The 18,973-nt window shown below is 67.6% G+C and carries 17 protein-coding genes and 1 pseudogene; 6 read left to right on the forward strand and 12 right to left on the reverse strand.

What is annotated here, in order from left to right; genetic code table 11:
* Nucleotides 1-3 precede the first annotated feature (3 nt).
* The 11 genes from C8D93_RS16655 to C8D93_RS16705 all read right to left on the reverse strand — a co-directional run bounded on the left by C8D93_RS16655 (nucleotide 4) and on the right by C8D93_RS16705 (nucleotide 10,708).
* Nucleotides 4-1,269, reverse strand: coding sequence for an ABC transporter permease (locus C8D93_RS16655; RefSeq protein WP_110266359.1), 1,266 nt, complete (start codon nucleotides 1,267-1,269; stop codon nucleotides 4-6).
* A complete protein-coding gene (locus C8D93_RS16660; protein ID WP_110266360.1) occupies nucleotides 1,266-1,910 on the reverse strand; it encodes an ABC transporter ATP-binding protein in 645 nt (214 codons plus the stop codon). The genes C8D93_RS16655 and C8D93_RS16660 overlap by 4 nt, the downstream gene beginning before the upstream one ends.
* A 277-nt stretch (nucleotides 1,911-2,187) precedes the next feature.
* A complete protein-coding gene (locus C8D93_RS16665; RefSeq protein ID WP_170124075.1) occupies nucleotides 2,188-3,270 on the reverse strand; it encodes a CobW family GTP-binding protein in 1,083 nt (360 codons plus the stop codon).
* On the reverse strand, nucleotides 3,263-3,670 hold the full coding sequence (locus tag C8D93_RS16670) for a MerC domain-containing protein (RefSeq protein WP_110266362.1): 408 nt from the start codon (nucleotides 3,668-3,670) through the stop codon (nucleotides 3,263-3,265). Before C8D93_RS16670 ends, C8D93_RS16665 begins: the two co-directional genes overlap by 8 nt.
* A 37-nt stretch (nucleotides 3,671-3,707) precedes the next feature.
* On the reverse strand, nucleotides 3,708-4,418 hold the full coding sequence (locus C8D93_RS16675; RefSeq protein ID WP_110266363.1) for a class I SAM-dependent methyltransferase: 711 nt from the start codon (nucleotides 4,416-4,418) through the stop codon (nucleotides 3,708-3,710).
* A 26-nt stretch (nucleotides 4,419-4,444) separates the two neighbouring features.
* Nucleotides 4,445-5,653, reverse strand: coding sequence for a GTP-binding protein (locus C8D93_RS16680; RefSeq protein ID WP_110266364.1), 1,209 nt, complete (start codon nucleotides 5,651-5,653; stop codon nucleotides 4,445-4,447).
* Nucleotides 5,654-5,935: 282 nt separating this feature from the next.
* Entirely contained in the window at nucleotides 5,936-6,301 is a 366-nt protein-coding gene (locus C8D93_RS16685) for a VOC family protein (protein WP_110266365.1), read from the reverse strand.
* 39 nt (nucleotides 6,302-6,340) lie between these two features.
* Nucleotides 6,341-7,195 carry a class I SAM-dependent methyltransferase gene (locus tag C8D93_RS16690; protein ID WP_110266384.1) on the reverse strand — a complete coding sequence of 285 codons (855 nt, stop codon included), beginning with the start codon at nucleotides 7,193-7,195 and terminating at the stop codon, nucleotides 6,341-6,343.
* Nucleotides 7,196-7,375: 180 nt separating this feature from the next.
* Entirely contained in the window at nucleotides 7,376-8,503 is a 1,128-nt protein-coding gene (locus tag C8D93_RS16695; RefSeq protein ID WP_110266366.1) for a hypothetical protein, read from the reverse strand.
* Between the two features lie 95 nt (nucleotides 8,504-8,598).
* Nucleotides 8,599-9,468 (reverse strand): SDR family NAD(P)-dependent oxidoreductase, encoded by an 870-nt coding sequence (locus C8D93_RS16700; protein WP_110266367.1) that lies wholly within the window; start codon nucleotides 9,466-9,468, stop codon nucleotides 8,599-8,601.
* Nucleotides 9,469-9,514: 46 nt separating this feature from the next.
* Nucleotides 9,515-10,708: an acyl-CoA dehydrogenase family protein gene (locus C8D93_RS16705; protein ID WP_110266368.1), complete on the reverse strand. Its 1,194-nt coding sequence runs from the start codon at nucleotides 10,706-10,708 to the stop codon at nucleotides 9,515-9,517.
* 212 nt (nucleotides 10,709-10,920) lie between these two features.
* Between C8D93_RS16705 and C8D93_RS16710 the strand changes: the two genes are divergently transcribed.
* The 6 genes from C8D93_RS16710 to C8D93_RS16735 all read left to right on the forward strand — a co-directional run bounded on the left by C8D93_RS16710 (nucleotide 10,921) and on the right by C8D93_RS16735 (nucleotide 18,173).
* Nucleotides 10,921-11,718 (forward strand): enoyl-CoA hydratase-related protein, encoded by a 798-nt coding sequence (locus tag C8D93_RS16710; RefSeq protein ID WP_110266369.1) that lies wholly within the window; start codon nucleotides 10,921-10,923, stop codon nucleotides 11,716-11,718.
* A 2-nt stretch (nucleotides 11,719-11,720) separates the two neighbouring features.
* The gene (locus tag C8D93_RS16715) at nucleotides 11,721-13,532 is read left to right on the forward strand and encodes an acyclic terpene utilization AtuA family protein (protein ID WP_110266370.1); all 1,812 of its coding nucleotides are present in this window, start codon (nucleotides 11,721-11,723) and stop codon (nucleotides 13,530-13,532) included.
* Between the two features lie 154 nt (nucleotides 13,533-13,686).
* Entirely contained in the window at nucleotides 13,687-14,436 is a 750-nt protein-coding gene (locus tag C8D93_RS16720; protein WP_170124076.1) for a TetR/AcrR family transcriptional regulator, read from the forward strand.
* Nucleotides 14,433-15,968, forward strand: a complete 1,536-nt coding sequence (locus C8D93_RS16725) for an acetyl-CoA carboxylase biotin carboxylase subunit (protein WP_110266372.1) — start codon at nucleotides 14,433-14,435, stop codon at nucleotides 15,966-15,968. The genes C8D93_RS16720 and C8D93_RS16725 overlap by 4 nt, the downstream gene beginning before the upstream one ends.
* An 11-nt stretch (nucleotides 15,969-15,979) precedes the next feature.
* On the forward strand, nucleotides 15,980-16,477 hold the full coding sequence (locus tag C8D93_RS16730; protein WP_110266373.1) for an acyl-CoA carboxylase biotin carboxyl carrier protein subunit: 498 nt from the start codon (nucleotides 15,980-15,982) through the stop codon (nucleotides 16,475-16,477).
* Nucleotides 16,478-16,565: 88 nt separating this feature from the next.
* The gene (locus C8D93_RS16735; protein WP_110266374.1) at nucleotides 16,566-18,173 is read left to right on the forward strand and encodes an acyl-CoA carboxylase subunit beta; all 1,608 of its coding nucleotides are present in this window, start codon (nucleotides 16,566-16,568) and stop codon (nucleotides 18,171-18,173) included.
* A 398-nt stretch (nucleotides 18,174-18,571) separates the two neighbouring features.
* Here the strand turns inward: C8D93_RS16735 and C8D93_RS16740 are convergent.
* Nucleotides 18,572-18,973 (reverse strand): annotated as a pseudogene (locus C8D93_RS16740) (transposase); the annotation flags it as partial.

Here is an 18,973-nt window from a genome sequence, read left to right on the forward strand (position 1 = left end):
CGCTCAGCCTGCCAGAGTCCGTGCAACATCCGCACGGTAGGCCTGCCACGCCGGCAGGGCGGCCGCCAGCACGCCGATGACGAGCAGGCCGAGCAGCAGCCAGGACTCCGTCGGCAGCCAGACCCAGCCGGTGGCCGAGACCCCCCGGCTGGCCGCAAGCCAGCGGCCGATCAGCTCCATCGTGCCGTGCCCGAGCGCCAGCCCGAGCACCGCGCCGAGCGCTGCGAGCATCAGGCCTTCCAGCAGCAGGCTCCACAGCAGCTCGGTGCGCGTGGCACCCAGGCAGCGCAGCATCGCCAGATCGTAGCGGCGCGCCTTGAGCGCGCCATACAGTGCGGCGAAGACGCTGAATCCCGCGGTGAGAATCAGCACGCCGGCAAAGGCGCGCAGGCCATCGAGCCCGAGGCCCACGAGATTGAGCAGGCGGGTCACCTCGAATGCCGGTGCGGCAGCCTGAAGCTGCGACTCGGTATTGATCTGCCGCGGCAGCGTGGTCGCCGCGAGCGGCGAGGCGTAGCGGATCAGCATTGAGGTGTTCTCTCTCGCGTCGTCGTGTGCATCGGCATGGTCGTGTTCATGCGCTTCGCCGTGATCGTGCTCATCCTCAGGGTTCTGGTCATGGTCGTGCTCATGATTGTCGTGCGCGCTCTCATGTTCGCCGTGCAGATTCCAGACGCTGTCGAGCGAAGTGAGGATCAGGCGATCGAGCACGGTGCCAGTAGGCTGAAGCACACCGACGATGCGATACGGCTGTCCGGCATGTTCATGCCCGCCATCGACCAGTCCGTGCGCGCCGGCGAAGCGCCTGTCCTGAACCAGCCCCGCCTCGCGCGCCGCCGCGGCGCCGGCGACGGCCTCCATTGGCGCCTCCCAGAAACGTCCGGAGGCGAGCTGCGCGGCGTACAGCGCCGGGTAGTCGGTCGTGGTGCCGACGATGCGAAAGCCGCGATAGCTGTCGCCGAGCGACAGCGGCACGGCATGCGCCACGCGCGGATCGGCGGCCCAGCGATCGGCATCCGCTTTCACGATGTTCCCGGTCGGAACGTCCGCGTGATACACGCTGGACAGCACCAGCTGCACCGGGCTGCCCTTGGCACCGACCACCAGATCGATGCTGCGCGCGTCGCGTGCCAGCGTCGACGAGAATTGCTCGCCAATGAGCAACAGCAGCACGATGCTCGCGGTGCCCAGCGCCAGCAGCGCCGCGTTCACCAGCGAGGTGAGCGGCGCGGCGCGCAGATTGGCGAGCGCGAGGCGCAGCCAGGTCATGCCGGTGGCTCCAGCTGAACCTCGCGCGCCAGCCAGCCGCGGATGCGCCGGTCATGCGTGACGACCAGCAAGGCCGCGCCGACGGCACGCGCTTGGTCCTGCAGCAGATCGATCGCGCGCTCGGCGTTATCGTCGTCGAGGCTGGACGTCGGTTCGTCGGCGAGCAGCAGCGCCGGCCGGTGCACGAGCGCCCGCGCGATGGCGACGCGCTGGGCCTGCCCCTGACTCAACTGCGCGGGCCGCGCTCGCGCGAACTCGCCGACGCCGAGGGCATCGAGCAGCCGACGCGCGTCCTTTGCGTCGGGTGACACGCGTGCGAGCCGCTGCGCCAGCAACAGGTTCTCCAGCACGTCGAGTGCGGGCAGCAGATGCAGCCGCTGGAACACGATGCCGAGGTGATGTCCGCGGAAGCGGTCGCGGGCACTTGCATCGAGCGCGTCGAGCCGCTGCCCGCAGACCGCGACCGAGCCCTGCGCAGGCTGCAGCAGACCGGCGATCAGGTGCAGCAGCGTCGTCTTGCCGCAGCCGGACGGGCCGATGACGGCACAGGTGTCGCCCTCGTTCAGCGTCAGCGTGTCCAGACGCAAGACGGTGCGCTGCCCGTAGGAGAAGCCGAGATTGTCGATCTGCAGGACCGTCATAAACCCACGCCGTGACAGTAAAGCTGTCCGTCCGCCCCTTCGTGGCAGCAGCCGCCGATTCGGGGCCCGAAACCCGGACTCCAGAGCACGCCGCCATTCATCGGCCCTCGATACATCGGTGGCGCATCGGCGTCCATTGCCTTGGGGCGGCGCGATGAGTCGCCCGCCTTGTCGGCTAAGCGCGAGACTGGTGTGGCGGGCGCGTCCGTTGGTGCGGGCACCTGTGCAACCGCAGCCATGCCTCCGGCACCCAGCATCAGTGCCGCGACCGCATGCTTCATGCCGGCTGGTCCGTCACCGATCGCGGTTTGCGCGCCCGCAACCATTCGAGCGTGGAGCCGACGATGTCCTGCCACCAGCCGCGCGTGATGAACACCAGTCGCGTGCGCCGGTCTTCGTCCGGCCAGGCTGGCAGCGTCTGCGGCGGATGAAACGTCTGCTGCACGCCGTGCAGCACTGTCGGGACATTCCTGCCCTGGATGTTCACCAGGCCCTTCATGCGCAGCAGCGTCGGGCCGCACAGCGTGCGCAGGAACGCGAGCCAGGAGTTGAAGGTGGATTCGGGCAGCGGCTCGTCGAGAATCAGGCCGAAGGTCTGGATGTCCTGCTCGGAAGGGGGTCGCGGATTGATCAGCGGCCCGGAGGGTGAAAGCCGTGCCGCCGGCGCGAAACGAATCTGACCGACCTTGGCGAACAACGACCCGAAGTCGGCGCCGCTCGTGGCGCGGCGATGCGCGCCGCTGAACAGCTGCGCCGGCTGCGCGGTGCCGGCGACGACGTGCTCGATCACCGCGTCCGGATTCATCTCGGCCAGCCTGTACTGCAGTTGCCGCGCGGCGGCGGCATCCACCAGATCGGTCTTGGTCACCAGAAGGCGGTCGGCAGCGGTGATCTGCGACACGGCGATGTCGTGATCCGCCAGCGTGGCCGCTGCATTGGAGGCATCGACCAACGTGACGACGCTGTCGACGACGAACCGCTCGCGCAGCGTCTCGTGGCGCAGCAACTGGCTGAGGATCGGGCCCGGCTCGGCCAGTCCGGTGGTCTCGATGATGATGCGGCGCAAATGGAACTGTCGTCGGCGTGCGCGTTCGAGCAGCGCCAGCAGCGACTCGGCCAGCTGGCCGCTGGCGGTACAGCACAGGCAGCCGTCGGCGATCAGCTCGGTGTCGTCGGACGCCGACTCCACGAGGTGATGGTCGATGCCCACCGATCCGTACTCGTTGATCACGACGGCTGTGCCGGCCATCTGCGGATGCCGCAGCACGAAGTTCAGCAGCGTGCTCTTGCCCGCGCCGAGAAAACCGGTGAGCAGGCACACCGGCAGCGGTGGCGCGTGTGGGGCTGGGGACTCAGGCAACGGCGGCTCCGGCCGGGGCCCATCGCCGCAAGGCGCGCAGATTGAGCACATGCGTGGAGGACAGCGCGACGCTGCCCAGGAAGGTCAGTGCGGACTCCCAGGCCTCGGGCACGGATTCCCACAGCGCGGCGCCCATCAGCATGGAGATGGCTGCCACTCCGAGCCAGAGCAACGCGCGTTGACCGTGGCGCGCGCAGCCGCGGATCAGCGCGACGGCACTGACGGGGACGATGCCGATCAGCAGCCAGCGATGAACGACCGCATCGTTGTCCACCAGCCAGACCAGCCACGGCAGCAGAGTCACCACCAGCGGAAGGAGCAGGCAATGCACGAGGCAGACTGCGGACAGGAGAATCGCGACGCGGTCACCCGAGTGTCGGAGCGGGATTGGCGTCAACATGACGATGCTTCGCCGGCGCGTTGCTCCACAAGGACGCTCACCGGGATCGGCTCGCAGCAGCAGACGAGGGAGCGACCCGGCTCGCCCAGGCGTGCAGCAGCAGGGAGTGATAGATCTCGAGGGAGCTGGCGAACCCGGCCTCGGCGAGGATGGATTCGATCCGGGCGGGAGGCACGACACTGACATCGCGCCGATACGCCGTGCGCAGTTGATGGCACTGCTCGGCGCTGGCCCCGGTGAGACGGATCAGGCGCATCCACTGCTCGAGCAGTTCGCTGCCCGGTGCGCGGTCGAGGTCGGCCGCCAGGTCTGCGCTGATCATCCGGCCGCCGGGCCGCAAGCGCGAGGCGATGTCGCGAAACAGGCTGATGCGCGCCTCGCGGTCGAGCAGGAACTGCGATACGAGCACGCAGCTCGCGGCGTCGAAGGGTTCGCCCCGAGGCAGGGACTCCAGATAGCCCTCATGGAAACTGCAGCGATGCGCGAAGCAGGCAGCCTCGGCCTTGCGCCGGCAGATGGCCAGCATCGGTCCCGAGGGGTCCACGGCCGTGAAGTGCCAACCGGGGAAGTGCGGTGCCAGCGCCATCATCTCCGCACCGGTGCCGGCGCCGACGCAGAGAATCCGCGCCTGCTCCGGCAGTTCCTGCCAAAGGCCACGCATGAGCAGGTGCAGCGCCTGCGTCATCGCTGCCAATGGCGCGAACCGTTCGTCATAGCTCGCTGCATTCTTTTCGTCGAACGCGACCATGCGGCCGTCAGTGGGGACGGGTGCGTTCATGCTGCCTCCGTTTCGGTGGCGTCGATGCGCCATGGGGGGAATGGGTCGGGCAAGGCTTTCCATGCGGGGTGGCCCAGTGCGATCTCGGCATCGGTGAGCAGGCAGGCGTCCAGCCGCGCGCGCAGCGCTGCCTCGTCCGCGCCGATGCCGATGAAGACCAGCTCCTGCCGGCGATCGCCGTAGGTGTCGTCCCAGACCGGTCGCAGACGCTCCATCACTGCCGGCGGGGCGCGATCGGCGCGCGGGCTGGCCCACCACAAGCCCACGGCGCCCAGGGAAAGCGTGCCTCCCGCCTGCGAGAGCTGGGCGACGAAGTCCGGACGACTGGCGAGCCAGAACCAGCCCTTGGCACGGATCACGCCCTCCCAGCTCGAATGGATGAAGTCGTGCAGGCGTTGAGGGTGAAAGGGCCGGCGTTCGCGATAGACGAAGTTGGTGATGCCGTACTGCTCGGTTTCCGGCGTGTGCTCGCCGCGCAACTCCCGGGCCCAGCCCGGATTGCGCTCGGCCTGCGCGGGATCGAAGCGAAAACCGTCGAGCAGCTCGGCGATCGGCACGCGGCCAAAGTCGGCGAGCACGACATGCGCTCCCGGGTTCAGGCCCTTGACGACGGCCAGCACGTCGCGTCGCTGCTCCGCATCGACCTCGGAGATCTTGTTGACGACGATGGTGTCGGCAAACTCGATCTGGTCCACCAGAAGGTCGACCACGTTGCGCTCGTCTTCCTCGCCCAGCGACTCTCCGCGATCACGCAGGAAATCGGTGGAGCAGTAGTCGCGAAGCAAGTTCCTGGCGTCGACGACGGTGATCATCGAGTTGATGCGCGTAAGGTCCGACAGCGAAAAGCCGGCCTCGTCGCGCACGGCGAACGTCGCGGCCACGGGCATCGGTTCGGAGATGCCCGTCGACTCGATCAGCAGATGATCGAAGCGGCCTTCGCGCGCCAGGCGCGTGACCTCCTTGAGCAGGTCGTCGCGCAGCGTGCAGCAGATGCAGCCGTTGCTGAACTCGACCAGTTTCTCCTCGGTGCGCGACAGCGCGGCCTGACCATCGACGATCGCCGCATCGACATTGACCTCGCTCATGTCGTTGACGATCACGGCGACACGGCGCCCCTCGCGATTCGAAAGGACGTGATTCAGCAACGTCGTCTTGCCGGCACCGAGAAAGCCGGACAGAACCGTCACCGGGAGCGTGGATGTCATTGGGTGATCTCCGCGACGCAGGGGGTGAGTCAGGGGGCAAGGTGTTTCTACGCGAGCGCGCCGGGCACATCGAGATCGATCTTCGATCGGATGCGTCTCGCGCCGTTAACAATAACGTTATAACGTAACACTATACAAGCCGGAGTCCCTGGCTGCTGTCCTCGTCGTGTGGTGCGGGTGATGCCCATGCCCCGCGTGCTCGCCGTGCCGCGTCCCGGGTCGCGATGCGTCGAGCTTCGGGCTCCTGCCTGCGAGGCCGGCAGGAGCCCGGGCCATGCGCGATCAGCCCATGAAGAAGAAGTTCAGCTTGTTGCCGTCGAGGTCGCGGAAGTAGCCGCCGTAGAAGGTCTCGCCGCGGGCGCCCGGGGCACCTTCGTCGCCTGCGCCGAGCGAGAGGGCCTTGGCGTGCATCGCATCGACCTGCGCCTTGCTGCCGACGGCGAGCGCCACCATGGTGCCGTTGCCGGCCGTCGCGGCCTGCTTGTCGAAGGGCGTGACCACCGACAGTGCCGCGCCCTGACCGTTGGACCAGGCGATGCCGTTGGCGAACTCCATCATGCGCTTGGCGCCCAGTTCGGCGAGCAGCGCGTCGTAGAACGCCGCGGCCCGCGGCATGTCGTTGGTCCCGATGGTCACGTAGCCGATCATGAAACGTCTCCTCTCGATTGGGAGGCGTAGCCTAACGGTTCACTCGGTCGGCTTGGTGAACGTGAGCAGGTAGCGGTCGGACTCGCCGATGGCGAGATACCGGTCGCGATCCTGCTCGCCCAGCGCCAGGGACGGTGGCAGCGTCCACACGCCGCGCGGGTGATCATGGGTGTCCTTGGGGTTGCGCAGCGCCTCGGAGCGTGCGGCGAACTTGAAGCCGGCCGCCTCGGCGAGACGGATCGTGCGCTCCTCCGAGATGTAACCGTTGCGATCCGCAGGATTCTCGGTCTTGGGGTCGGGCCAGCGGTGATCGACGATGCCGAGCGTGCCGCCGGGCTTGAGCGCGTCGTACATCGCCTTGAACGCGACGTTGCTCCACGACACCCCGGCCTCGTTCTCCGCGGCCCAGTTGTGCAGGTTGCGGAACGTCAGTACCAGGTCGGCGCTGGCGCGGGGCGCGATCTCCAGCGCATACGGCGGCGCGAAATGCGTGATCACCGTGCTCTTGTAGAGGTCCGGCGTCGCGGCGAGCTTGGTCAGGAAGCTGCCGAGCAGCCGCCGCTGGTAGGTCGGCACGTCGTTGAGTGCGAACTGGGCGGCATACAGGCGCCCTTGGTCCGCAAGAACCGGCCCGAGAATCTCGGTGTACCAGCCGGCGCCGGGCGACATCTCGACGACGGTCATGTCGCGGCGCAGGCCGACGAACTCCAGCACCTCGCGCGGCTTGCGATGCACGTCGCGGGCCTTGTTCTCCGCGCTGCGGTGATCGCCGGCGATGGCGGCATCCAGGGCTTTGCCGGTTGCGGCGTCCAGAGCCGCAGACGCGCCAGTGGCGTGCAGGGCAAGCAGCATTGGCGCCGCGGTCAGTGCCGCGCGCAGCGCGGAAGCGGTCATCGTCATCTCCTGTTGCGTCGATCCGGAAGGGCTCTACAGACCGGCATCGTAGCGCGCGGGTTCCGGAGACGGCGAAGCAGGGGGGCGAACGTGAGGCGCGAATGGATCGGCGTGATCCGGGGCGCGCCTGCGCACGCCCCCGGATCGGAGTCGTAGTCAGTGCTTGGGGACGGTGCGCGATCAGCGGGTGGCGCTGGCGGTGATCAGCGCCATGTCGACGAAGCGTTCGGCACCGGTCACGGCGGTTTCGCCGAACTGCGCCGGGTTGACGCGTACCTCGTAGCGCGTCGTGTCGTAGCTGGTCGAGCTGACGCCGCCCATCGCCGACAGTATCGCCAGGCCTTTGGTCAGCACCGCGGTGGCCTTGTCGCCGGTCGTCGTCGTGTTCTCCACGCTCTCGTAGAACGGCTCGCGCATCAGCACCGGCATCTTGCTGGAGAACATCGGCGTGTTGCCGTTCTTGACCATGCACTCGCGCTTGCCGAAGCGGTCCCAGCAGTCCAGATGCCGGGCGAGGCGGAACGACACGTCGCCGGAGATGCTCAGTCCGACCTCGCCGCTGACCTCGGCCTTGTCGACCGCTGCCAGCTGCCAGGTCTTCGATGCGCCGCTGGACTGCAGTTGCGCGAAGTCGACGAGCAGGTTGATGCTGATGCCGTCGGCGCCGAAGCCGTCCATCACCGACGTGGCCATCTGGTCGGCGGAGGTGCCCTTGGCCGCCTTGAGCGCCTGCCCGAGACCCGACACGGCGCCGATGTAACGCGCGTCGTAGAGCGTGGCCCCGCCGGCGGAATAGACCATGTAGCGCGCCTTGCTGTCGCCGTTCGGCGGCTTGAAGTCATACGGCGTGTCGCGTCCGGCCGCGCGCAGCGCCTGATACTGCGGGCTGGATTCGAGTTCGGCGCGCGGCACGAGCTGGAAGCCCTGCGCGACGAGCTGCTGTTCGGCCCTGGCGCAGATGGCGTCGGTCATGCGCTGGTAGTCGGCCTCGGTGAGGCCCACGAGGGTGTAGAACACCGACACCTTGGCCTCGGCCCGGGTCTTGCCGCTGTGGTCGAACAGCCCGCCGCCGGTGCCCGCATGCGCGGCGGCGCGATGCGCGAACATCACGTTGCAGGCGAGCACCGCACCGCGGCCGGCATCGCCCATCTTCTTCGCATCCTTGTTCGTCGCGATGAAGGTTGCCGCCTGCGCGCGGATGTCGGACTGCGGGTCGAAGCTGGGCGCGGGCGGTGTGCCCGCGCAGGCGCCGAGCAAGGCGGCACCGATGGCGATCACCGCAGGGCGGAAACTGACGACAGGCTTCATGACGGTCCTTCTGGCTGGGGAAGGCCGCCACTGTGGAGACGGGTACTGCGCGCCGGAACCCCGCAGATGGGTGGCAGCCCCCTATCCGGGGGGCGTCAGTGGCGATACCACTCCGGCCGGCCGGCGGTCCACAGCTCGCCCCAGAGCTTGCCGCCGCCGTCGACGGTGACGACCTCGCCGGTCATGAAGCTGCCGCTCGAGGCCGAGACGTAGATGCAGGACTCGGCGATCTCCATCGGCGTGCCTGGCCGCTTCATCGGGTTGGCGATGGGGAATTCCTTCTGCGCCTCCGGCGGGTAGACGCGCAGGCCCTCGGTGGCGATGAGCCCCGGCGCGATGCAGTTGACGCGGATGCCCAGCGGCGCCCACTCGACCGCCACCGTGCGTGTGGCGCCGATGATGCCCGCGCGTGCCGCGACGGTGTGGGCCACGCCCGGCATGCCGCGCTCGATGACGACGACGATGTTGCAGATCGACCGCAGCATCGGCTCCGCTACGGGGCCGAGATCGCGCCAGTACTGGGCGGCGCGCTGCATCATCAGCCAGGTGCCGTTGAGGTTGTTGTTGATGACCGCGCTCCAGCCCTTGGGCGCGAAGTCGATCGCCGCCTGCGGGAACTGCCCGCCGGCGTTGTTGACCGTGCAGTCGATGCGACCGTAGTGCGCGTGCGCCTGCGCGAACAGCGCGTCCACCTGATCGGGCTCGCGCACGTTGGTCGGCACCACGAGCACCTCGCCGCCCTTGTCGCGCACGAATTCGGCGACCGCTTCGAGCTTCTCGGGCGTGCGCCCGCAGATCACCAGCCTTGCACCGAGGCGCGCGAACAGCAGTGCGCAGGCGCGGCCGAGGCCGCTGCCGGCGCCGGAGACCAGTGCGACCTTGCCCGCGAACAGGTCCGGGCGGTAGACGGTGTCCGCCGCCCAGAGGGCCGCGGGATCGTTGAGGCGGTCGATGTCGAGGTTCATGCGGCGATCCGGCTCCCCTCTCCCGCAAGCGGGAGAGGCGATATGACTACGCGCTCAGCATTTCCTTGCTGATGATCATCTTGCGCACCTCGGACGTGCCGGCGCCGATCTCCAGCAGCTTGATGCTGCGATACAGGCGGTTGATCTCGCTCTCCCAGATGTAGCCGCTGCCGCCATGCACCTGCACGGCATCGTTGAGCACCTTGTTCATCGTCTCGGCCACGTAGAGCACGCCGGCGGCGGTGAGCTTGTGGATCTCGCCGCGGCCGCCGTCCTCCTCGCCGATGACGTTGGCCGCACGCAGCGTCTGGTAGGTGAACAGGCGCATCGACTCGACCCAGGTGTACATGTCGGCGAGCTTGGCCTGGATCATCTGGAAATCGGCGATCGGCCGGCCGAACTGCTTGCGCTGGCGGGCGTAGTCGAGCGACAGCGCCAGCGCGCGCTCGGCGATGCCCAGACAGATCGGCGAGATCATCGCGCGCTCGAGGTCGAGGCCGGACATCACCACCTTGACGCCGCGATTCTCCTCGCCGACGAGATTCTCCGCCGGCACCTTGCAGTCCTCGAACACCAGCTCGGCGGTCTGCGAGCCGCGGAAGCCCATCTTGATCAGCTTCTGCGCGACCTTGAAGCCGGGGAAGTCCTTCTCGACGATGAAGGCGCTGATGCCCTGCGCGCCCTTGTCCTTGTCGGTCTTGGCGTAGACCAGCAGCACGTCGGCGACCGGGCCGTTGGTGATGTAGATCTTGCTGCCGTTGAGGACGTAGTAGCCGCCTTCGCGGCGCGCGGTCGTGCGCATGGAGCCGAGCGCGTCGGAGCCGGCGCCGGGCTCGGTGAGACCCAGCGCGCCGATGCTCGTGCCCTTGCACAGGCCCGGCACGTACCTCTGCTTCTGCGCGTCGTTGGCGTTGCGCAGGATGTTGTGCAGGCACAGGTTCTCGTGTGCGACCCAGGCCAGCGCCAGCGCATGGTTCCAGCGGCCGAGCGCCTGCAGGATCAGGCCGGAGGTGAATACGTCCATGCCCGAGCCGCCCAGTTCCTCGGGCGCGGTGACGCCGAAGTACCCGGTGGCGCCGATCTTCGGGAAGATCTCCTCCGGCCACCATTCCTCGTCGTCCATGCGCTGTGCGAGCGGGTAGGCCTCGGCCTGTGCGAAGCGGTCGGCCTGCGTGAGGATCTCCATCTCGTCGGCGGACAGGCCGGTGAAGGCCTGCATGACGCTGGGGCGGTCGGACATGCGGATTCTCTGGTGAGTAAGACTTACGTCGAGTCTATTGCGCGCGGCGCCGTGCGTCCATAGTCCATCTGCGCGATGTGACGTCGCCGTGTGCGCATCCTTGCGCGCCCGCCTCTGGACAAGTCTCCGCCGCATAGGTGAGTATGACTTACCAATGGCGCCGGCCCCGATGCCGGACCGCTTTCGCCACACCCGTCCAGACAGGAGTTTCCATGTCCGAGTCCGCCCAGCCCGAGCCGGTCCTCGTCGAGCGCCGAGGCGCCGTGCAGTGGATCACGATCAATCGCGAAGCACGCCGCAATGCGCTCAACGAGGAAGTCGTGCGCACGATCGACCGGGCGATCGCTGCCGCCGTCGAGGGGGGTGAGGTCCGCGCCATCGTCATCACCGGTGCCGGTGACAAGGCCTTCTGTGCCGGGGCCGATCTGGCCAAGGGAACGAAGGGCTTTGCCTTCGCGGTCGACTTCGCGCGGCCGAAGCACTACATCGTCGATCTGTTCAAGCGCCTGCAGGAATGCACGCTGCCGGTGATCGCCCGCGTCAACGGCCACGTCATGGCCGGCGGCTTCGGGCTGCTGTGTGCCTGCGACATGGCGATCGCTGCCGACGACATCCGCATCGGCACCACCGAATCGAAGATCGGCCTCACGCCGATGATGATCCTGCCGTACATGCTGCGCGTGTTGCCGCCGCGCAAGCTGCAGGAGATGTGCATCACCGGCGAACAGTTCAGCGCCGCCGAAGCGCTGGAGTGGGGCGTACTCAACTACGTCGTGCCGCGCGCCGAACTCGACGCCAAGCTCGACTGGCTGCTGTCGCGCGTCACCGACAAGTCGCCCACAGCGATCCGCCTCGGCAAGCAGGCCTTCGCCGCGATGCGCGACATGGGCCTGCGCGAAGCGCTGGAGTACGCGCAGGCGATGGTGCCGGTGATGTCCTCGACCGAGGACGCGAAGGAAGGCCTGTCCGCGTTCCAGGAAAAGCGCGCGCCCAACTTCACCGGGAACTGAGCATGCGCGAGCTCGTTCGCATCGGCTGCGGCGCCGGTTTCTGGGGCGATTCGGCCGAAGGGCCGAAGCAACTCGTCGACTCGGGCCAGATCGACTATCTGGTTCTCGACTATCTCGCCGAGATCACGATGTCGTTGCTGGCGCGTGCGCGCGCCAAGGACCCGGCTGCCGGCTACGCGACGGACTTTCCGGCGGTGCTGGCCTCGCTGGCGCCGAAGCTCAAGGCGCAGGGCATCAAGGTCGTGACCAATGCCGGCGGCGTCAATCCGTCGGCTTGCAAGGCCGCCATCGACGAGAAGCTCGCCGCGCTGGGGATCGACCTGAAGGTGTCGATCGTCACCGGCGACGACCTGCTGCCGCGCGCAGCCGAGTTTGCCGACGTGAAGGAGATGTTCAGCGGCGCGGCCATGCCGCCGAAGCTGTGGAGCATGAATGCGTACCTGGGCGCGTTTCCGGTCGCGCAGGCGCTGGCGGGTGGCGCCGACATCGTGCTGACCGGACGCTGCGTCGACAGCGCGGTCGTGCTCGGTCCGTTGATTCACGAATTCGGCTGGCAGCCCGACGACTACGACAAGCTGTCGGCCGGCAGTCTGGCCGGTCATGTCATCGAGTGCGGTGCGCAGGCCACCGGCGGTGTCAGCACCGACTGGGAAAAGGTGGCGGGCGACTGGGATCGCATGGGGTTTCCGATCGCCGAATGCCGCGCCGACGGCAGCTTCGTGGTCACCAAGCCGGCGAACACCGGCGGACGCGTGACGCCGGAGACCGTCGCCGAGCAGATCGTCTACGAGATCGGCGATCCCGCCAGCTACCTGCTGCCGGACGTGACCTGCGACTGGCGCCAGGTGCAGCTCCGTCAGGTCGGTGACGATCGCGTCGAGGTCAGCGGTGCGAAAGGTCGCGCGCCCACCGACAGCTACAAGGTGTCGGCTACGTATCAGGACGGCTTCCGCTGCACGGCGATGATGATGATTGGCGGCGTCGACGCGGTCGCCAAGGCCGAGACGGTCGGCGCCGCGATCCTCAAGCGCACGCGCCGCATGTTCGGCGAACTCGGCCTCGGCGACTACCTGCGCACCGACATCGAGGTGCTCGGCAGCGAGGCCAACTGGGGCGCGAACGCCCGCCGGCGCGATACGCGCGAGGTGATCCTCAAGATCGCCGTGCATCACGCCGACAAGAACGCGCTGGCGCTGTTCGGCCGCGAATGCATTCCGCCGGCCACGGCCATGGCGCAGGGCATCACCGGCTTCGCCGGCGGCAGGCCGTCGCCGACGCCGCTGGTGCGGCTGTTCTCGTGCCTGGTGCCGAAGGATGCCGTGAAGATCGAAGTGGACGGTTCTCCGTTTCTGGTCCCCTCTCCCGCTTGCGGGAGAGGGTGCCCCGAAGGGGCGGGAGAGGGCGCCGGCACAGCCGGCGTTCCGCCGCCCGCGGCAGCGGCCCTCTCCCCCGCCCCTCTCCCGCAGGCGGGAGAGGGGAGTCGCACCGTCCCACTCATCACGCTCGCCTACGGCCGTTCCGGCGACAAGGGCAATGCCGCGAACATCGGCGTACTGGCGCGCCGACCCGAGTTCCTGCCGCTGCTGCGCGAGCAGCTCACCGCCGAGGCAGTGAAGCGCTACTTCGCACACTTCGTCGAGGGCGACGTGCAGCGCTTCGAGCTGCCGGGGCTGCTCGGCTTCAACTTCCTGATGAGCGAGGCGCTGGGCGGCGGCGGTATCGCCTCGCTGCGTCACGACCCGCAGGGCAAGATGCTGGCGCAGATCCTGATGGATTTTCCGGTCGACGTGCCGGAAGCCCTACTGTCGACATGAAGCGCATGATCGTCCCTTTCGTGTCGAGTAGCCGCGTCGCGGCGTATCGAGACATCGCAAGCCCCTCGATACACCGCCGCGCTGCGCGCAGCGGCACTCGGGGCGAACGGACTGGGCTCAGGCACGCATGACGCGCAAGCCGCCGAAAGTCCGAGTGCACGCGCCGCGCCTCGCGCGCGAGCAGCGCGTGGACGAGATTCTCGTGGCGGCGCGCGACGTGTTCTGCGAGAAGGGCTACGAGGGCACGGCCGTTGCCGAGATCGCCGAGCGGCTCGGCATCGTCGAGGGCACGATCTACAAGTACTTCGCGACCAAGCGCGAGCTGCTGCTCAAGATGCTGGAGTACTGGTACGAGCAGATGTTCGGCGACTACACCCGCGATCTCGAAGCTGTGCGCGGCCATCGCGCGCGTCTGCGCCTGTTGGTCTGGCGTCACCTGTGTGCGGTGCGCGACTGGCCGCTGTTGTGCCGCCTGATGTTCCGCGAGGTGCGCACCGAGAGCGACTACCGCGGCACCGCGCTGCATGCGATGAACCGCCGCTACACGCAGCTGCTGATGGACGTGATCGCCGAGGGCCAGGCCGCACAGGTCTTCCGCGCGGACCTGCCGCTGCCGCTGCTGCGCGATCTCGTCTACGGCGGCATCGAGCACTGCACCTGGAACTACATTGTCGAAACGGCGGCCGCTGGCAGCCGCAGTGGCGCCGAAAACGCCGTCGGAGGCCGCGGCAAGAGCCGCGGCGCGCTCGACGTCGACGTGCTCGCCGACCAGATCACCGCCATCGTCTGCGATGGCATCGAGCGGCCCGGCCGTGCCGCGCAACGCAGCGACGCCGAGCAGTTGCGCCGTATCGCCGCGCGACTCGATGCCTGGCAGCCGACGCACACCAGGGAAGCCCCATGAACGTACTCACGCCCACCGAGACCGAGTGGCCGGCGCTGCGCGAACGCGCAGCGAGCTGGCCGTTTCAGGCCGTGCTCGTCGCCAATCGCGGCGAGATTGCCGTACGCGTCCTGCGCACCGTGCAGCGCCTCGGCCTGAAGGGGATCGTCGTCTACCACGCCGCCGATCGCGGCACGGCAGCCGTGCGGCTGGCCGACGAGGCCGTCGAGATCACCGGCGAAACGCCGGTCGGCGCCTACCTCGACGGTGCGCAGATCATCCGGGTCGCCCAGGCGGCCGGTGCCGGCGCGATCCATCCGGGTTACGGCTTCCTGTCCGAGAACAAGGGTTTCTGCGAGGCGGTCGAAGCCGCGGGCATGCGCTTCATCGGCCCGACGCCGGAACAGATCGACCTGATGGGCGACAAGGTGCGCGCGCGCAACTTCGTCGAGAAGGCCGGTTTCCCGGTCGCCCCCAGCGCGATCGAGGACGACGATCCGAAGACCTTCGTCGAGCGCTCGCGCCAGGTCGGCGCACCGCTGCTGATCAAGCCGTCGGCCGGCGGCGGCGGCAAGGGCATGCGCATCGTCCGCGACCTGTCGCTACTGGAGCAGGAGATCGAACGCGGCCGCTCCGAGGGCCAGCGCTACTTCGGCGACGGCCGTCTGTACTGCGAGCGCTACATCGAGAACCCGCGGCACATCGAGGTCCAGGTGCTGGGCGACGGGCAGGGCGGCGTGGTGCATGTGTTCGAACGCGAGTGCTCGGTGCAGCGCCGCTTCCAGAAGATCGTCGAGGAGACGCCGTCGCCGGCGCTCGACGACGCCAAGCGCCGCGAGATCTGCGAGACCGCCGCCGGCATCGCCCGCTCGATCGGCTACCGCAATGCCGGCACCGTGGAATTCATCTTCGGGCAGTCAGGCGAGTTCTACTTCCTCGAGATGAACACGCGATTGCAGGTCGAGCATCCGGTGACCGAAGAGATCACCGGCATCGACCTCGTGCTGCAGCAGCTGCGCGTCGCCGCCGGCGAGAAGCTCGGCTGCACGCAGGACGACGTGAAGGCGCAGGGACATTCGATCGAACTGCGCATCTACGCCGAGGATGCCGCGCGCGGCTACACGCCGACCACCGGTCCGATCCTCGTGCTGCACCCGCCGCAGGGCGAGGGCGTGCGCTGGGACAGCGGCGTGCTGCACGGCGGTGAAGTGACCTCGGCCTTCGACCCGATGATCGCCAAGCTGATCATCCGCGGTGCGGATCGCGCGGAGGCCATCGCCCGGGCCGACAAGGCGCTCAAGGACACGGTGCTGCTCGGCTGCAAGACCAACACCGCCTTCCTGCGCCGGCTGATCGCGCACCCGGCCTTCATCGCCGGCGATGTGCACACCGGCTTTCTCGACGCCAACCCGCAGATCGCCGCAGAGCCGGTACTGGCGACCGAAACCCTGCAGGCGCTGCTCGCCGCGGCCTCGCTGAGCACGCGCCCGATGCGCGACGTCGCCGATGCCGTGCCGGACATGCATGCGGCGATGGGCAGCTGGCGCAACTAGGAATCGACACCATGCACCACGCCTTCAAACTCGGTGACGACGTCCATAACGTCGAACTGTCGCGCTCCGCGACGGCGTATCGCCTGCATCTGGGCGAGCAGCGCATCGACATCGACCTGAGGACTGGCGCCGATGGTCGCGCCTGGCTGACGCTGGGCGAGCGCCACGTCGAGGTGGTCATCGCCACGCGCGGTGACGAAGTCTTCGTGCATCTCGACGGCGAAGCCTATGCGCTGCGTTACCAGCATCCGCTCGACCGGCTCGCGGCCGCGGCCGGCGGCAATGCCGAGGACCGCATCCTCGCGCCGATGCCCGGCAGCATCGTCAGCGTCGCGGTCAAGGCCGGCGATGCCGTGAGCAAGGGTCAGACCCTGCTGGTCATGGAGAGCATGAAGATGGAAACGACGATCGCCGCGCCGAGGGACGGCGTGATCGCGGAGGTTACGTATGAAATGGGCCAGACCTTCGACCGCGATGCGCTGCTGATTGCCCTGGAGGCTCAGAAGTAGGGCGGGAAAGCGCAGCGCATCCCGCCGTACCGACAGTGCAGCGGCGGGATGCGCCTTCCGGCTTTCCCGCCCTACGAGAGAAATACGCATGAAGAGAATTGAATCGCGACTCAACACCGCCTCCGCCGAATTCCAGGCCAACGCCGAGCACAACCGCCGGCTCGCCGCCGAATTCCGCGACAAGCAGGAGAAAGTGCGGCACGCGCGTCCGCAGCGCGACATCGATCGCCTGCGCTCGCAGAATAAGCTGCTGGTGCGCGAGCGCCTCGATCTGCTGCTCGATCCGGGCACGCCGTTCCTCGAGTTCTCGTCGCTGGCGGCGAACGAGGCTTACGGCGGCGAGGTGCCGGCTGCGGCCTGCGTGACCGGCATCGGCATCGTCTCGGGGCGCGAGGTCGTCATCAATGCCGGCGATGCCAGCGTCAAGGGCGGCGCCTGGTATCCGCTGACGGTGAAGAAGACCGTGCGCGCGCTCGACATCGCCATCGAGAACCGCCTGCCGGTCGTGCACCTGTGCGATTCGGCCGGCGGCTTCCTGCCGCTGCAGGCCGACCTGTTCGCCGACAAGTACATGGCGGGCCGCATCTTCCGCAACCAGTGCATGCTGTCGAAGATGGGCGTGCAGCAGGTCTCGGTGGTGCTCGGCCACTGCACTGCGGGCGGCGCGTATGTGCCGGGCTTGTCCGATTACAACGTCATCGTTCGCGGCACCGGCGCGATCTTTCTCGCCGGCCCGCCACTGGTGAAGGCGGCGACCGGTGAGGACGTGAGCGTCGACGAGCTGGGCGGCTGCGACATGCACACCAGCGTCTCCGGCACCGCCGACTATCCGGCCGGCAGCGAGGAGGAGGCGATCGCGATTGCGCGCGACATCGTCGCCCAGTTCAAGCGGCCGCAGAAGGCGCACACCGAATGGCAGGAGCCGGAAGCGCCTTACTACGACGCCGGCGAGCTGTACGGCATTCTGCCGCGCGACATCAAGGCGCAATTCGACATGAAGGAAGTCATTGCGCGGCTCGTCGACGGCTCGCGCTTCCACGAGTACCAGCCGAACTACGGCAAGACCCTGATCTGCGGCTATGCGCACCTGTGGGGGTACAAGATCGGCATCCTCGCCAACAACGGTGTGCTGTTCAACGACAGCGCGCTCAAGGGTGCGCACTTCATCGAGCTGTGCAATCAGGGGCGCACGCCGATCGTGTTCCTGCAGAACATTACCGGCTTCATGGTCGGCAAGGAGTACGAGCGCCGCGGCATCACCAAGGATGGCGCCAAGATGATCATGGCGGTGTCGAACTGCGAAGTGCCCAAGTTCACCGTGATGTGCCACGGCAGCTTCGGCGCCGGCAACTACGGCATGAGCGGGCGCGCCTTCGATTCGCGTTTCCTGTTCAGCTGGCCGCAGTCACAGACCTCGGTGATGGGCGCCGAACAGGCCGCGAACACCCTCGCCGACGTCAAGATCCGCCAGCTGGCCAAGCAGGGCAAGCAGCTCAGCCAGGCCGACATCGATGCGATCCGCGACCCGGTGCTGGGCGAATTCAAGCGCAAGCAGAGCGCGTACTACACCACCTCCGAGATCTGGGACGACGGCATGCTCGACCCGGTCGACACCCGCAATGCGCTCGGCATCTCGATCTCGGCGGCGCTGAACACGCCGATCGGCGATCCGCGGTATGGGGTGTTCCGGATGTAGTCCAAGGTTCGTGCGCCAGCGCTGGATAGGGGCCAGTGCAATGCAAGCAAGCTTTGATTGTGCAGCCGTTTTGCCGGCTTTATAAACGGACCTGACTACTAACGAACCTCAGCTGAGTGATAGCCGGGAGGACATAAGGCATTGTTCTGTAAGGCTACGTTGACCACGCTCCACTGGCGTCTGAGATTCGCGTCAATCCCGCGCCAGCGCTAACGTTGGCTGAGGTTCGTTAATAATCACGTAAACGGATAAGCCAGTTTCGTTTGATTAAACATCCCTTTCGCTGGCAGTATCCAGCCTTCGCTGGATCGCTGAAGGGGAGGCCCTGTGGCACAACGGGCAGCAGGCAGCTATGTCGAGGCCGATATCCAGGGTCTGAGAGGGTGTAGACAAAACAATCAGGTTGTCAGACGACGCAGGAGGAGCCGTGCCTCTGCAAGCCAGATCCAGGCCTCCGAGACGTTCGCCAGGCGATCGTGATGCATGATGAGTCTGCGCGCGCGCTCGTTCCAACCGTGGGTGCGTTCAACCACCCAGCGCTTGGGAAGGACGACGAAGCCGTTGGCATCGGCCCTGACAGGGAACAACTGGCCCTGAGCAGCGTGATGCCACGATCCGCCGTTGCCATTGGCGGGGTGGCGGACCACCTCGACGGTCAGCGCGTGCGTCTGGTTAAGGGTTTGTGCACAGCGGCCAGCGTAGCCGCCATCGACGAAAGGTCTTGTAGACGTTGTCCCAGTGCGGGAACTCGCTCGGCAGCATCCGCCACGCGCAGCCCGTGCGCACGACGTAGCAGCAGG

Source organism: Sinimarinibacterium flocculans (assembly GCF_003201205.1).
Taxonomy (GTDB): Bacteria; Pseudomonadota; Gammaproteobacteria; order Nevskiales; family Nevskiaceae; genus Solimonas; species Solimonas flocculans.

What these genes read in the sequence shown, in the direction of transcription:
- C8D93_RS16710 (WP_110266369.1), top strand. Translation starts at nt 10,921, where the DNA reads ATGTCCGAGTCCGCCCAGCCCGAGCCGGTCCTCGTCGAGCGCCGAGGC.
- C8D93_RS16655 (WP_110266359.1), bottom strand. Translation starts at nt 1,269, where the DNA reads ATGACCTGGCTGCGCCTCGCGCTCGCCAATCTGCGCGCCGCGCCGCTC.
- C8D93_RS16715 (WP_110266370.1), top strand. Translation starts at nt 11,721, where the DNA reads ATGCGCGAGCTCGTTCGCATCGGCTGCGGCGCCGGTTTCTGGGGCGAT.
- C8D93_RS16690 (WP_110266384.1), bottom strand. Translation starts at nt 7,195, where the DNA reads ATGACCGCTTCCGCGCTGCGCGCGGCACTGACCGCGGCGCCAATGCTG.
- C8D93_RS16695 (WP_110266366.1), bottom strand. Translation starts at nt 8,503, where the DNA reads ATGAAGCCTGTCGTCAGTTTCCGCCCTGCGGTGATCGCCATCGGTGCC.
- C8D93_RS16675 (WP_110266363.1), bottom strand. Translation starts at nt 4,418, where the DNA reads ATGGTCGCGTTCGACGAAAAGAATGCAGCGAGCTATGACGAACGGTTC.
- C8D93_RS16670 (WP_110266362.1), bottom strand. Translation starts at nt 3,670, where the DNA reads ATGTTGACGCCAATCCCGCTCCGACACTCGGGTGACCGCGTCGCGATT.
- C8D93_RS16700 (WP_110266367.1), bottom strand. Translation starts at nt 9,468, where the DNA reads ATGAACCTCGACATCGACCGCCTCAACGATCCCGCGGCCCTCTGGGCG.
- C8D93_RS16725 (WP_110266372.1), top strand. Translation starts at nt 14,433, where the DNA reads ATGAACGTACTCACGCCCACCGAGACCGAGTGGCCGGCGCTGCGCGAA.
- C8D93_RS16680 (WP_110266364.1), bottom strand. Translation starts at nt 5,653, where the DNA reads ATGACATCCACGCTCCCGGTGACGGTTCTGTCCGGCTTTCTCGGTGCC.
- C8D93_RS16735 (WP_110266374.1), top strand. Translation starts at nt 16,566, where the DNA reads ATGAAGAGAATTGAATCGCGACTCAACACCGCCTCCGCCGAATTCCAG.
- C8D93_RS16730 (WP_110266373.1), top strand. Translation starts at nt 15,980, where the DNA reads ATGCACCACGCCTTCAAACTCGGTGACGACGTCCATAACGTCGAACTG.
- C8D93_RS16660 (WP_110266360.1), bottom strand. Translation starts at nt 1,910, where the DNA reads ATGACGGTCCTGCAGATCGACAATCTCGGCTTCTCCTACGGGCAGCGC.
- C8D93_RS16685 (WP_110266365.1), bottom strand. Translation starts at nt 6,301, where the DNA reads ATGATCGGCTACGTGACCATCGGGACCAACGACATGCCGCGGGCCGCG.
- C8D93_RS16705 (WP_110266368.1), bottom strand. Translation starts at nt 10,708, where the DNA reads ATGTCCGACCGCCCCAGCGTCATGCAGGCCTTCACCGGCCTGTCCGCC.